Origin of the sequence: Parvibaculum sp. (assembly GCF_039680535.1) — a bacterium.
Lineage (GTDB): Bacteria > Pseudomonadota > Alphaproteobacteria > Parvibaculales > Parvibaculaceae > Parvibaculum.
The window spans coordinates 91329-104218 of sequence record NZ_JBDKSS010000023.1; the positions used below are offsets into that span (position 1 = coordinate 91329).

A 12890-nucleotide genomic window follows, 5' to 3' on the forward strand; every position below is an offset into this window, starting at 1 on the left:
TTCTATCACTGCTCCGGGTTTGGCGTGTAGTTGCGGTTGTGTCCGGTGACGTTCCAGAGCGGGGTCAGGAAGAAGATCGCCAGCCAGAGCATCATCATCAGCGAGCAGGGCACGAGCAAGGCATTGAGCGGGCCGAGCCATTTGGTGACGAAGCCGGTGAGCAGTGCGCCGATGGGCCCGCCACCGATCGAGCCGAGCTGAAAGGCGGCGAGCATTCGCGCGCGCAAGGCCTCCGTCGCAGCCTCCTGAACGATGGCGCGGGACTGGCTCATCGCGATGCCGCCGGAGAGGCCCCATATCAGGGCGAGAATATTCACTGCCCAGAGCGGCGGGCAGAAATGCATGAGAACGGTGACGATGGAGCCCGTGAAGCCGGTGAGCATCATCACGCGGCCCTGCCGCCTGATCGGGCGGAAACGGCTCAGCATCAGCGACGAGAAGCCGATGCCGCCGAAGAAACACATATTGAGAAAGCCGATCTCGAAGGATGCGCCGTGATAGACATCGCGGACGAGCACCGGAAAGAGCACGAGAAAAACGCCCATGAAAAGCACGCCGGAGAAGAAGCTGTAAAGCAGCACGGGGCGGATGCTTTCATGGCGCCAGACCGCTTCGAGGCCCTCGCGGACATCGCGGAAAGGCGAGAGCCATGACGCGGTGCCGGAGCGCGGCGTGGGCGGAATGAATGACAGCCGAGACGTCGTGAAGGCAGCGAGCCCGAGACCGGCGCACTGGAGAACCAGAAGGGCAGGTGCCCCGACGACGGTGGCGCTGCCGGCGACGAGATAGCCGATCACCTGGGCGAGAAACTGGCCGCCCAGAACGAGGGCGACGGCATGCTGAATGTGGGCGCCGGGGCGCGAGGCGGCAACGCGGGACAGCATGGCATCGCGGGCAGGCATCACGAAGCCGCCGAGCGCCGACATGACGAGCGCATAGCAAACCATGAGTGGGTAGCTGAGCCAGCCGCCGAAGATCAATGCCGCGAGGACCGCCGGCGGAATGATCGCCGCGAGCTGCAGGCGGAAGAGGTGGCCACGCAATTCGCGCCGGTCGGCCACGGCGCCGCCGAAAAGGCCGAGCACCATCATGGGGAGCATGGAAAGCATCTGCGCGATTCCGACGCGCTCGGAGCTTTCATGCAGGACGATGGTGACGATCCACGGAAAGAGAACACCCTGGATGCCGGCCGAGAAGAAATAGATCCAGACGCCCGACATGTACCAGGTGAATTCGTCGCTTCCGCCCGCAGCGGCTTTCGCCACCGGCTCTTCCGGCCGATTCATGACGCTCCCCTCGCTCTCGACGGCGCTCGATGCGCCGGTCCTCGCCTTCCCTTGTCGCCTTCTATCGCGTTTGCCGGTTCAATGCTCGTCCTGCCGCCGGCGAATGTGAAATTTTTTTGACGATAGCCTGAAAAGGCGCCGTTTTAGGCAGTGGTAAAGGAAGCGGGAGCGATAAGAGCGTCGGATGTGCCCTCGATTCTTCAGCCTCGAGTTCAGGATGACGACGACAACTGCCCGCGAGCTAGCAGAGCCGGTCGAGCCTATCGACCCGGAGATCACGTGCGCCGAGGTTTTCGATTTTCTTCTCTCGGATGGCGACGTGCTGAACATTCCCGTGGTGGACCGGGGGCGTCCGGTCGGCCTCGTCAACCGCCTGGATTTCATGCTCATCTATGTGCGCATGTATGGGCGCGAGGTCTATGGCCGCCAGCCCATCACGACTCTGATGCACAAGGCACCGACCATCGTCGACGCGAGCGCAACCTGCGAGGAGATCAACGCGCGGCTGTCCGCGCTGGCAGGCAGTTCACCGCTTCAGGGCTTTATCGTCGTGGAAAAGGGGCACTATATCGGCCTCGGCTCGGCGGCCGTATTGATGCGCGTCATGGCGGAAATCAACATGCGCCGCGCCGAGGAGCTTGAGCGCCAGCGCCGCCGCGCGGAGGCCGCGAGCGAAAGCAAGACGCAGTTTCTCGCCAGCATGAGCCATGAGCTGCGCACGCCGCTCAATGCGATCATCGGCTTTGCCGACCTGATGCGCATGGAGCTCTTCGGCAAGATCGAGCCGTCGCGCTATCTCGAATATGTGCACGACATTCACGGCAGCGGCGTGCATCTGCTGCACATGATCAATGAGCTGCTCGACATGGCAAAGATCGAGGCCGGACGGTTCGATCTGCACGATGCGGAGATTTGCCCGCTGGAAATCTGCGAGGAAGTGACGCGCATGTTGCGCCAGTCGGTCGCGACGGCGCGGGTGCAGCTGGAAATGCGTGTGCCGGGCGATCTTCCGCATGTCATGGCGGATGAGCAGCAGATGCGGCGCATCCTCGTCAATCTTCTTTCCAATGCGATCAAGTTCACGCCTGCAGGCGGAAAGATCACGCTGTCCTTTGCGGAGCGCGCCGACGGCGGCCTTGAACTCGCGGTGGCCGACACCGGCATCGGCATTCCGGCGGACAAGCTCGAAAAGGTGCTGGAGCCCTTCGAGCAGGTGGAAAATTCCTTCACGCGCACGCGCGCAGGCACGGGGCTCGGCCTGCCGCTGACCAAGGCGATGGTCGAGGCGCATGGAGGGCGGCTCTGGATCGAAAGCGTGCTCGACAAGGGAACGCGGGTGCGCGTGACCTTGCCGGCGGAGCGCGTTCTGAACAGGACGAAGACAGACGCGGCCTGAGATCAGGCTTGCGCGAGAGAGGCCATGGACGCGTAGGTGTGAACGATGCGTCCTCTAGCCGACGAGGCAGCGGCGGCGACCATGGCTGCGGCGACCGTGTCCGCCGGAATGCCGCGATAGATCTTTGCGGGGCCGACGAGCAGCGGATTGAGAAACGGCATTGCGCCCATCATCGCGGCTTCGGCGGGGCGCCTGTCGCCGCGCTCGCCGAGGATGAGTCCGGGCCGGAAGATATGTGCCGCCTCAAAGCCGAGCGCGGCGACCGCGTCTTCCGCCTCGCCCTTCACCCGCGAATAGAAGATCGACGAACGCGCGCTGGCGCCGATCGCCGAGACGAGCAGAAAGCGCGTCGCGCCGGAGGCTTTCGCGGCGCGGGCGAAATTCACAACATAGTCGAAATCAACACGGTGGAAGGCTGGTTGGCTTCCCGCCTTCCTGATCGTCGTGCCGAGGGCGCAAAACGCATCGTCGGCATGGATGGCGGATTTCGCGAGCGCCAGCTCGAGCGTCTCGAAATCGGTGACGATTTCGATGAGCTTCGGATGGGAGAGGCCAACGCTCCGACGCGTTATCACGACGACGCGGTCATAGGTTGGCGCGTCGAGCAATCGCTTGAGCAGGAAACCGCCGACAAGGCCGGTCGCGCCGGCAACGAGAGCTGTCCTGGTCATTTCGGTGCCTCTCCCGTGTAGCGGGCGCGGGGCCTGATCATCTGGCCGGAGCGATATTGTTCGATGGCGTGGCCGATCCAGCCCGCCGTGCGGCCGAGCACAAAGATCGAAAGGCCGGTGCCGGGCATCATTCGCAGGGTAACGGAGAGGGCGCCGACCGCGAAGTCGATATTGGGATAGACGCCGCCGGCTTCAGCCATGACATCGACGATGCGCTGAACGCGGAGGAACGCCGGGTCGTCGCCATGATTGGCGCGCATGAGGTCGAGCAGCATCGCCGCGCGCGGATCGCCGTCGGGATAGAGCGGATGGCCGAAGCCGGGCACGAGATCGCCATTGCGCAGGCGACTTAGCACCGCGTCCTCAACGTCCTGGCGATGGGCCAGATCGGTGAGAAAGCTTTCGACGCGGCTGGTGAAGGCGCCATGGCGCGGGCCTTGCGCGGCGCAGATGCCGGCCTGAACGGCCGCGTAAAGCGTGGCGCCGGTTCCCGCGACGCACCGCACGGTGAAGGCCGACGCATTGAGTTCGTGGTCGGCGCAGAGGACGAGCGCGGCGCGGATCAGTTCCGCCGCCCGGCGGTCGCCGAAGGTGAGCGAACGGGCAAGCACTTCATGTACGGGATCGGCGGAGGGCGCGACGCCCGCGATCACGGCCGCAACGAAGCGCATGAGCCTTGCGCCCGTGGCGGCGAGGCCGCGATCGGTCATGTTGTAGATGGAGGGATCGTCGAGACCGGCAAGCGGCAGCAGCGAGAGGCAACGCTCGATGCGCGGCGCATCGGCGAGGTCCGATGCGAGCCTTTCGACCAGCGGCGTCATTTTCGGCACGGCGTCGCGTGTGAAGGGCTGCACATCGCGGCAACCCCACAAGAGGGCGGCGACCTGTTCGACGCTCGAATTGCGCGCCAACGCCATCGCGTTCGAGCCGCGGTAGTGGAGCTTGCCGTCGGAAATGAGCGTGATCGCGGAATCGAGGACCGGTGCGCCGCCGAAATTGAGCGCGGCGGCGAGCGCGTCTCGTCCGCCTTCGAACTGGGGCGATGAGGGGGAGGCTCCGGCGGCGCGGCGCTGTTTCAGCGCGCGCACATCCTCGGCCCGGTACCGCTTCGCCCGACTGTCCGGCACAGGTTCGGAGCGGATCAGGTCCCGGCTTACATAGGCATAGAGGGTCGCAAGGCTGATGCCGAGTTCGGCGGCGGCTTCCTTGGCCGTGAGGTAGAGGCTTTCCGGGGGTGGGGCGAGCTTGGGCATGGCCTATTTTTATATAGATTGATTAGCTTAATCAAGATTGACGATTATTGAGGTGATCAACATTTTTGACCCGAGAGGCGCGCTCGGGCGCCTCGGGAAATGAGGTGTGAGATGTCCAATGGTCATTTTTCAGCTGGGAGCGGGGCGACCGCCTTCGGTCTCGACAATGTGGTCGCCGCCGAAACGCCCCTGAGCCATGTCGATGGCGAGGCGGGGCGGCTCATCATTGCCGGCCACGATGTCGGGGACCTGGTCGCGGCTTACGACTTCGAGGGCGCGGTCGCGCTGCTCTGGCGGGTGGCGGGGCTGGAGCCCGCTCCCTCGGCGGAAGATGTTCGCGATGGCCTTGGCCGGGCGCGCGTCGAGGCCTTTAAGCTTGTTCCCGCGCTGCTTGCCGCGACGAAGGGCCTTACGGTGACCGAGGGGCTCAGGACCGGCTTTTCCCTTCTGGCGGACGAGGGCGATCTTCTGCCGCATATCCGCGCCGTGGGCTCGGCGCCTGTCTTCATCGCGGCGCTCTGCCGTCGCGATGAGGGCAAGGAGCCGATCGCGCCCGATGCCGCGTCGGGGCATGCCGCCGATTTTCTCCGCATGCTGAAGGGCAGTCCGGCGAGCGAGGCCGAGGTGAAGGCGCTCAATGCCTATCTCGTCACGGTCACCGATCACGGCATGAATGCGTCGACCTTCACCGCGCGGGTGATCGCTTCGACGCGGGCGGGCATGATCTCGGCCATCGTCGGCGCGTTCTGCGCCTTGAAGGGACCGCTGCATGGCGGCGCGCCCGGCCCGGTGCTCGACATGCTGGACGATATCGGCACTCGCGCCAATATCGACGCGTGGCTTGCCCGTGAGATTGCCAGGGGCGAGCGGCTGATGGGCTTCGGCCATCGCGTCTACAAGGTGCGCGATCCCCGTGCCGACGTCTTCAACCAGGCGGTCATGCTGCTCACCAACGGCAATGAGCGCGTGCGTTTCGCGCGCGATGTCGAGAAGGCGGCGCTGGCGGCTCTGAAGGCGGCGAAGCCCAACCAGCGGCTCGACACGAACATGGAGTACTACACAGCCGTATTGCTTGAGGCTCTGGGCATTCCGCGCAGCGCCGTCACCGCCGTCTTCGGCATGTCGCGCGTCGCGGGCTGGAGCGCCCATGTGATCGAGCAGGAGCGCGTCGGCAGGCTCATCCGTCCGCAGTCGCGCTATGTCGGCCAGTGGCCCGACGACAAGGCTGCGTGAGCCGCAAGGCTCAACAGGGCGGCTTCGGTCCGAAGGCGGCTCGCGCCAACTCGACGGCTGGTCTGTCGAGTAGCGCGGGCTGCCACTCGGCCTGGCGCAGGATGCGCGAGGCAAGCTGGTCGTAGGATTGCGGGCCGTCGATGCTGACGCAGTCTTCCGCGGTGCGCGGAAGATCGAGCGCCTCTTTCGCGTCGCCATTGCTGCGCACATAGTTTGCCGAGGCAAGATAGCCCGCGATGTATTTGCGGCACAGAAGGGCCGGACGTGGCGTCGGGCCTTGCGGATTGAGCCGGTGTTCGGAAAGCGCGCGGCAGGCCGCCACGAGATCCCCGCCCGTCGATATGCGGCTAGCGGCCTCGGCAGCGGGCGCGAATGTCATGACGGCGAGCGCCAGCAGAAAGGCGGTGCCTGGGGGCGAACGCACAGCCTGAACCTCCGTGAACCTGTGGTGCCCGCCGGCTACGTCTGCGGCTCTTCGACGCCGAGCCAGCGGTCCACGAGGCGCGACACGCATTCGCGTTCCGAATATTGGCTCGTCATGGCCCGGGCAATGTTCTCGGCGGCTTCGGGCGTCTTGCCGGGTTCGGCGCCGAGGGCGGTCGCGACCTGCGAATAGGCGTCGCGGGCAAGGTCCTTGGCCAGCATCCGGCAGGGATCGAGCGTTCCGTAGCGAATGAGCGGCGCCGCAATGGCGGCCACGAGGAGAACGATAATCAGCCCAAGGATGATCCGCATCAGTTGGTCTCCGCTGAAATCTTCAAAACCCGATTTCCGTCAATATCCGCTCGGACCGTTGCCGCGGCCACGGCCGTATTCGCTGCTCGCGCCGGGAGCGGCGGCCATGCTGGTACGGCATGCGTTGAAGCCCTTCTTCCAGCCGGCGCGATAAGCCTTGCTCGTGCGCCAGAGGTCGGGATCGCGAATGACCGTCGATGAGTTGCCGGGGATATAACCCGTGCCGGTGCCGCAACCCGCGGAATAGCCCGTCTGGTAGTCCGGGTCTTCCGACTGATCGTCGCCAAAAGTGCTGCAGCCCGAAAGGGAAAGGCCGAGGGCGAGGCAGAGCAGGGCGGTTTTGAGCATATTCTTTGTCATAATTCTTTTTCGGCTCCTGGCATGTCGCGGCGAGCATAGCGATGCGGCACGCGCCCGCAAGCGTGAGGCGAAGGCCGCCTTATAGTTTACGACCTTTTAACAGGCATGGTGCTCAGATGGGTCTTTGCGGGAGGAGCTGCCTCCCGAGACTGACAAGTGGCGACCATGGCTTCGATCGCAATACCGGGCAACATGAGTTTTGGCGCACCCGCGTCAACGGCTGCCCATGAGCGCGATCTCCTCTTGCGACGCCTGGCGGATCTTGCGGTTCTGCCGCCGGGCCGCATTACCGCGCAGGAGCGTGGCCTTGTCGACATGGTGATGGCGGCTGCGGTCTCCCGTCTCGACGAAACCCAGCGCAGGCGTCTCGCCGAACGCGTCGCGCCGCTGCCGGAGGGCCCGCGGGAACTCACGCTGACGCTGGCGCGCGACGCCTTCGCCGTCGCCGAACCCATCCTGATGCATTCGCTGAGCCTCGGTGCAACCGAACTCGCCGACATCGTTCGCGATGCCGGGCATGATCATGCGCTGGCCATCGCGGGTCGCCGCTCGTTGCCGCCGGTGGTCGTCGATGCGCTGGTCGATTACGGCAATGGGCAGGTCATTTGCCGGTTGCTGGCGAACAAGGGTGCGCTGCTTTCTCACCGCGCGGCGGAAGCGCTTGCACGGCGGAGTTCGAGCGAGCCTGAATTCGTGCCGCTGCTGCTCGCGCGGCCGGAACTCAATGCGCGCCAGGCGCTTCTCATGTTCTGGTGGAGCCCGGCGCAACTCAGAAGCGAAATTCTCGCGCGGTTCACCGTCGAGCGGCGCATGATGCATGTAGCTCTTGAGGACGTGCTCGAAGGAGGCATCGAGGTGGCGGGCGCGGACGAGGCGCTTCGCGTTATCCTCTCGATGGTCCGTCCGCCGAAGGCGGCTCCGAAATCGCATATTGCGCAGCTCGCAAGTCTCGCAACCGATGGGCGGATCGAGGAGTTCGTCGGCGAGCTGGCGCAGGCCGGCCGCATTCGCGCCGAAACCGCATTCCGCATACTCAGCGATCAGGGCGGCGAGCCCCTGGCCGTCTTTGCCAAGGCGGTCGGGCTTACACGCGCCGAGTTCGGCGATCTCATGGTCCATGCCACCGGCATTCGCGGTGGAAGCATTCCCTCCCGCACTGACGTCGAGCGCGTGGTGAGGACTTTCGACGCGATCTCCATCGACCGGGCGGACCTCGTCCTTCATTCGTGGGATTGGTCGATTTCGGGCGACGCGCAGATCGTCATGCCTGTCGAAGAGTAGGGCGTCTATTCGGCCGCGGTTGCGGAGATGTCCTGCTTCTCGACGCCCGCTTCCAGACGCGATGCGCCTTCGGGCGGCTGGAAGATGGGTTTGCTGACGATCGTTTCAAGCGCGCGCTGGGCCTTTTCGGCCGTCGCGATGATGTCGCCCTCCGCCTGATCGACGAGGTCGAGAACTTCGCGCGCGCCCGTGAGAACGCCATCGAGCCAGCCATCGGGGTTGCTGCCCAGCGCCTTGAGCGTGACGGCATCGGCCGCAAGCGTCGTCACCGTGCGGCGCACGGCGGCCGTGTTGAAATCGGCGGAGCCATTCACAAGACTGACAAGCATGCGCACCTGCGCGCGCACGCCATCGATGAGCGCATTGCGTTCGCGCTGGCGCTTCTCGCCCTCGTCCGCGGGCGGCGCCAGATCGTCGAGCGAGACGCCGAGAACGCGCGCGACGGCGGCCATGGTGCGGAACGTGCCGTCCTTCTTGCCGGTTTCGATTTCGGAAAGATAAGCCGGGCTGATGCCGGCTGCGCGGGCAAGCTCGACGGCCTTCAGACCGCGAAACTCTCGCCAGACGCGGACAGGGTTTTCGCCATCCGCGATGCGGTGCGCGACCTTGGCCGGCGCGCCGCCGAGCCGCTCGGTCAGCGTGGCGCGGGCCCGCGTCAGCTCGCTCGCAATGCCCTTCAGCTTCAGCAGCGTTTCATATTCGCCAATGGGAACGAGCACGAAGAGCGGCTTGCCGTCGGGCCCCATGACGTGCTGATGGGCTTTGTCGCCGGATTCGCTTCTGGACGCCTGATCGTTCACGAAGTTCCGCTCCACTCGCCATCTGCGTCATGCACCATCGCCGGGAGATAGCCGATTCTAGGCATCCATTGCGAGCATTCCGAGGTCATGCGCCGTCGCAGATCGAATCATAGACGGGCTGCAAAGTCCATCGGAGCGGAGGCCGCGCGAGGCTAGCTTCGCCAGCGAAGTGTGGTCGGCTTCACCGGGTTCTCGAAGGGGCGTCCCTGTTCTCCGGCTTCCTGCCATTCGGTCTTCAGGCGGTGATACCACTTCGCCTGCACATCAGAGTCGTTGATGAGCATGAGGCGAGGATCGAACCGCAGGCCTTCCTGCTGCAGGTCGACCATGGCGCGGTCCTGATCGAGGAAGGCGCGCATGAAGGGGCGCAGAACGGGCTTCAGGACGGTGAGGAGCGGCATCGTCCAGTAAAAGGATTGCGTGATTTCCGTCGTCTTCTCGTCGACCGGCGTAACGCAGGTGAGCCCGGTTACGCGGTGACGGCCTGCCGTAATGCGTTCGATGCGGATCCCCGGCAGCCGGAATGAAATTTCCGTACGCGGCGCGCCGCCAAGAATCTTGTAGGCAAAGGAGTTGCTCGACGGCGCATGCTCGACCATGGCGAAGCCGAGTTCGGCGGGCGCGAAGGCCTTGGCCTTTTCATGGATCGACTTCTGCGTCCGCCAATACCAGCTGCGGTGAACGAAGGGGCCATGGGCAGGGTCCATGAGGCCGATGACCGCATGATCGATATGACATGAGAAGGTCATCTTCTCGCGGATGTTGGGCCGCCTGTCGGCATCGAAGCCCGGCATGAGCGGCGGCTCGCCCGACGGAGCAAGGTCGGCACGCTTTTCCTCGGCGATATAGATCCAGATATTTCCCTGGACCTCGCGCACCGGATAGCGGCGCACGCGAATGCGGGACACTTCGATGTCCTGACCGGGAACGAGCGAAGGAATTTCGGCGCACTGGCCGTCGGTGCGGAACTTCCAGCCGTGATAGGGGCATTCGACCGCGCTATGGCCGCATCCGCTCGACTTCGAGTCAAAGAGCTTGCCGGCGGACAGCGGCACGCCGCGATGCGGGCAGATATCGCGGAGCGCAAAGGGCTCGCCCTTCTCGTCGCGGCCAATAAGTATCGGCTCGCCGAGCAGCACCTTATGGATCATGGCGCCGGGGGCGATCTCTTCGCCGGGGGCGCCGAAATACCAGATGTCTTTCAGGAACAAGCCAGTCTCCAACTCATGCGCGTCAGGGTGAGGGCATAATGCGCAGCACGGGCCCATTCAGCCAAGCGCTCATACGTCGCAGGCGGGGATACACGCCGGCACTCGAAACATTTTGTTGCATATATGGCCGCCGGACGATGAAGCGATGAACGTTCAATAGGGGTAGGGTCTGTATCCAAGGAATTTTGTCTTAAGTTGATTTGATGAATATTGCTTGTTTTAAAATACTGTATTCGGATCGATAGTTCCCAGCATTGCACTTTCAATACGAATTGATATAAATGCGCCGTGGTTCTTTACCCTTGACTTCGCGTTGGGTCGGTCGCGTGGCAGGCGTAGGAATATCGGGGGGCGACATGAGCGAAAAGGCGGGATTGATCGGCATGACCGCGGAAATTGTTTCCGCTTATGTCGGCCATAACGATGTGCCGGCCGAAGACATCTCGGGCCTCATCCACAAGGTGTATACGGCGCTGGTGCAGGCCGAGAGCGGAGCGGCCTCCCATGTGGAACGGCCGGAACCAGCCATTTCCACGCGCAAATCGATCACGCCGGATTATCTCGTCTGTCTGGAAGACGGCAAGAAGTTCAAGTCTCTGAAGCGGCATCTGCGGACGCATTATAATCTGAGTCCTGAAGAATATCGCGAGAAGTGGAACCTGCCTCGCGACTACCCGATGGTCGCGCCGAACTATGCGCAGGCGCGTTCGAAGCTCGCCAAGAAGATGGGACTCGGGCAGAAGGGGCGTCGCCGCACGGTTCGCCGCGCCGCCGCCAAATAACGGCGCTATGGGCTTTCCGAGACATTCGCGCCATGGCCTCGTGTGAGGCGCCTTGCCAAGGCGGGCTGCGGGATTCATCATCGTTGAGATGATTCGCGGGGACGAGGGGGTTCCCGCCATGACGGGGGACACGTCCATTCTGACCGCCGCCGAACAGGCCATCCGCGCGCAGCTCATTATTCCCGAACAGCAGGAGCTTTTCGACTATTGGCGGTCGAAGGGGGACGAAGCTGGGCATCCGACGCGGGCGGACATTCATCCCGGCGATATCAAGGCGCTGCTGCCCTGCATCAGTCTTCTCGACATTCTCGATGGAGGCGCGGTCGGTGAGCCGCGGAGACTGCGGGTTCGGCTGGCAGGGACGCGGCTGCGCGATTATCTCGGTGTCGAAACGACGGGGCGTTGCCTCGATGAGTTCGACCTTGGCGATCAGCGGCTTTATTGGGATGCGGCCTATCGCGAGGTCGTGGAGGCAGGCCGCCCCGCGCAGGGCGTCGTACCCATGACGCCGTGGCGTCAGCCGCATGTATTCCAGTTCTGGTTGCGCCTGCCGCTCGTCGGCGACAATGGACGCATCGTCATGGTGCTGGGCCATGATACCTTCCTGCAATCGGAGAAGGCGCAGGCGCTCGCAAACCGGGCCAATCTCCGCATCGCCTGAACTGAACCGGGCGGCACCATCGGAGCCACCATGTTGTTGTCTGCCAATATCCGCCAGCTTCGTTATTTCGTCGTCGGTGCCGCGCTGTTGAGCGCCTATGCCGGTTCAACGGCCCAGGCGGCGACGGCAACGATCGAAGCGGGCGAGAAGACTGTTTCAAAGGGCGAACTGGCCGAGTTCAAGGTGTCCGCGCCCCGCGACACGTCGTCGGAGCTTTCAGCCTGGTGCGAGGTGAGCGCTGGCGGCGCCGCTAAGCTCACCTTCGATGGCGAGCACTACATTCCGCTTTCGGATCCGGCGGTGGGTGATGCCGTGACACTGAAGCCGGGAGAGACGAAGCGCTTCGACATCACCGGCACCATCGAGAAGAACAAGGGCGACGCCTATATCGGCTTCCTGTTTGCCGATGTTCCGCAGGCCATGTGCTTTCCAGGCATGGAATGCGGCGGAGCGACAGGCGGCGCGGAGAGCGTGAAGGTTTCCTGCGGCAATCGCTGAGCGCCGCATTCCGCCTCTTTCAGAGATACGTCTCCTTACAGATGCCGCCTCCTTCACAGGTGCCGGATGAGCATGACGACCGGCGCGACCCGGCCGTGGCGGGGAAGCGTTCGTGCCTGCGCGCCCGATTGCGGCGGCACCAGGAAAAAAGTTCCGTCAACAGATGAAATGAAGCGGCCAAAGCCGCTCTCCTCGCCGTCGATCTCGACGATGCAGTCGCGCCCGAGCGCGCGCGTGACATGTTCCGGCGGGAGCCGGTCCGCGATCACGACATCTCCAGCGCAATAAAGGCCGACATTGGCGCGAATGCGCATCGCAACCGGATCGCGCGCCGGTGCTTCGAGCGTCAGCGTTTCGTCACCAGCCGGCACGACGTTTTCAAAATGCCCGTCACGGCCGATCTGACCGATGCAGGGTATGGATGCGGTGCGTGGCGGCGCCGAGATGAGGTCGGCGACCCGCACATCCAGGACTGCGGCGAATTTCGCCAGCCAGTCCATTGAAACCGTCATGCCGGACGTCTCGAGCCGGGAGACCGTCGCGGCGGTCGTTCCGACGCGACGGGCCAGTTCCGACTGCGTCATGCCTCGCAACTTTCGGAAGTGGCGGATTCTGGTCTGGGTCACTCCGTCCTCCTGTCGTTTCGAATTGCGTCGGAAAATTACGCAAACTTATCCCCGCCATATACTGAATGCGTAATTTTACCATGTAGAGCATACGAGG

Annotated in this window: 15 protein-coding genes; 6 read left to right on the forward strand and 9 right to left on the reverse strand. The window is 63.9% G+C overall.

Annotation, left to right across the window (positions count from 1 at the left end; translation table 11 throughout):
• Positions 1–5: 5 nt before the first annotated feature.
• Positions 6–1286: an MFS transporter gene (locus ABFC66_RS15160; RefSeq protein ID WP_346741806.1), complete on the reverse strand. Its 1281-nt coding sequence runs from the start codon at positions 1284–1286 to the stop codon at positions 6–8.
• 217 nt (positions 1287–1503) lie between these two features.
• Here ABFC66_RS15160 and ABFC66_RS15165 point away from each other — a divergent pair, with 217 nt between their 5' ends.
• Positions 1504–2682, forward strand: a complete 1179-nt coding sequence (locus ABFC66_RS15165; protein ID WP_346741807.1) for an ATP-binding protein — start codon at positions 1504–1506, stop codon at positions 2680–2682.
• Positions 2683–2684: 2 nt separating this feature from the next.
• Here the strand turns inward: ABFC66_RS15165 and ABFC66_RS15170 are convergent, their stop codons facing one another.
• Positions 2685–3353, reverse strand: a complete 669-nt coding sequence (locus tag ABFC66_RS15170) for an NAD(P)H-binding protein (protein WP_346741808.1) — start codon at positions 3351–3353, stop codon at positions 2685–2687.
• Positions 3350–4606, reverse strand: a complete 1257-nt coding sequence (locus tag ABFC66_RS15175; protein WP_346741809.1) for a citrate synthase family protein — start codon at positions 4604–4606, stop codon at positions 3350–3352. Before ABFC66_RS15175 ends, ABFC66_RS15170 begins: the two co-directional genes overlap by 4 nt.
• A 111-nt stretch (positions 4607–4717) precedes the next feature.
• Between ABFC66_RS15175 and ABFC66_RS15180 the strand changes: the two genes are divergently transcribed.
• Positions 4718–5839 carry a citrate synthase/methylcitrate synthase gene (locus ABFC66_RS15180; protein ID WP_346741810.1) on the forward strand — a complete coding sequence of 374 codons (1122 nt, stop codon included), beginning with the start codon at positions 4718–4720 and terminating at the stop codon, positions 5837–5839.
• A gap of 10 nt (positions 5840–5849) precedes the next feature.
• Here ABFC66_RS15180 and ABFC66_RS15185 read toward each other — a convergent pair whose 3' ends face one another.
• The 3 genes from ABFC66_RS15185 to ABFC66_RS15195 are packed head-to-tail and all read right to left on the reverse strand — an operon-like array spanning position 5850 to position 6934.
• Positions 5850–6263, reverse strand: a complete 414-nt coding sequence (locus tag ABFC66_RS15185) for a hypothetical protein (protein WP_346741811.1) — start codon at positions 6261–6263, stop codon at positions 5850–5852.
• A 35-nt stretch (positions 6264–6298) separates the two neighbouring features.
• Positions 6299–6574 carry a hypothetical protein gene (locus tag ABFC66_RS15190; RefSeq protein WP_346741812.1) on the reverse strand — a complete coding sequence of 92 codons (276 nt, stop codon included), beginning with the start codon at positions 6572–6574 and terminating at the stop codon, positions 6299–6301.
• Between the two features lie 39 nt (positions 6575–6613).
• Positions 6614–6934: a hypothetical protein gene (locus ABFC66_RS15195; protein ID WP_346741813.1), complete on the reverse strand. Its 321-nt coding sequence runs from the start codon at positions 6932–6934 to the stop codon at positions 6614–6616.
• A gap of 165 nt (positions 6935–7099) precedes the next feature.
• On the opposite strand from ABFC66_RS15195, the gene ABFC66_RS15200 reads away from it, so the two are divergent.
• Positions 7100–8215: a DUF2336 domain-containing protein gene (locus ABFC66_RS15200; protein ID WP_346741814.1), complete on the forward strand. Its 1116-nt coding sequence runs from the start codon at positions 7100–7102 to the stop codon at positions 8213–8215.
• Between the two features lie 5 nt (positions 8216–8220).
• On the opposite strand, the gene ABFC66_RS15205 is transcribed toward ABFC66_RS15200, so the two are convergent.
• Both ABFC66_RS15205 and ABFC66_RS15210 read right to left on the reverse strand, forming a co-directional pair.
• Positions 8221–9015 (reverse strand): helix-turn-helix transcriptional regulator, encoded by a 795-nt coding sequence (locus ABFC66_RS15205; RefSeq protein ID WP_346741815.1) that lies wholly within the window; start codon positions 9013–9015, stop codon positions 8221–8223.
• Between the two features lie 152 nt (positions 9016–9167).
• On the reverse strand, positions 9168–10226 hold the full coding sequence (locus tag ABFC66_RS15210; RefSeq protein ID WP_346741816.1) for an aromatic ring-hydroxylating dioxygenase subunit alpha: 1059 nt from the start codon (positions 10224–10226) through the stop codon (positions 9168–9170).
• A gap of 356 nt (positions 10227–10582) precedes the next feature.
• Here ABFC66_RS15210 and ABFC66_RS15215 point away from each other — a divergent pair, with 356 nt between their 5' ends.
• From ABFC66_RS15215 to ABFC66_RS15225, 3 genes are all read left to right on the forward strand, one after another.
• Complete coding sequence (locus tag ABFC66_RS15215; RefSeq protein ID WP_346741817.1) at positions 10583–11008, forward strand: MucR family transcriptional regulator; 426 nt, start codon at positions 10583–10585, stop codon at positions 11006–11008.
• A 118-nt stretch (positions 11009–11126) separates the two neighbouring features.
• On the forward strand, positions 11127–11669 hold the full coding sequence (locus ABFC66_RS15220; RefSeq protein ID WP_346741818.1) for a PAS domain-containing protein: 543 nt from the start codon (positions 11127–11129) through the stop codon (positions 11667–11669).
• A gap of 30 nt (positions 11670–11699) precedes the next feature.
• Positions 11700–12167: a hypothetical protein gene (locus ABFC66_RS15225; protein ID WP_346741819.1), complete on the forward strand. Its 468-nt coding sequence runs from the start codon at positions 11700–11702 to the stop codon at positions 12165–12167.
• A gap of 53 nt (positions 12168–12220) precedes the next feature.
• Here the strand turns inward: ABFC66_RS15225 and ABFC66_RS15230 are convergent, their stop codons facing one another.
• Positions 12221–12793, reverse strand: a complete 573-nt coding sequence (locus ABFC66_RS15230) for a helix-turn-helix transcriptional regulator (protein ID WP_346741820.1) — start codon at positions 12791–12793, stop codon at positions 12221–12223.
• Positions 12794–12890: the final 97 nt, after the last annotated feature.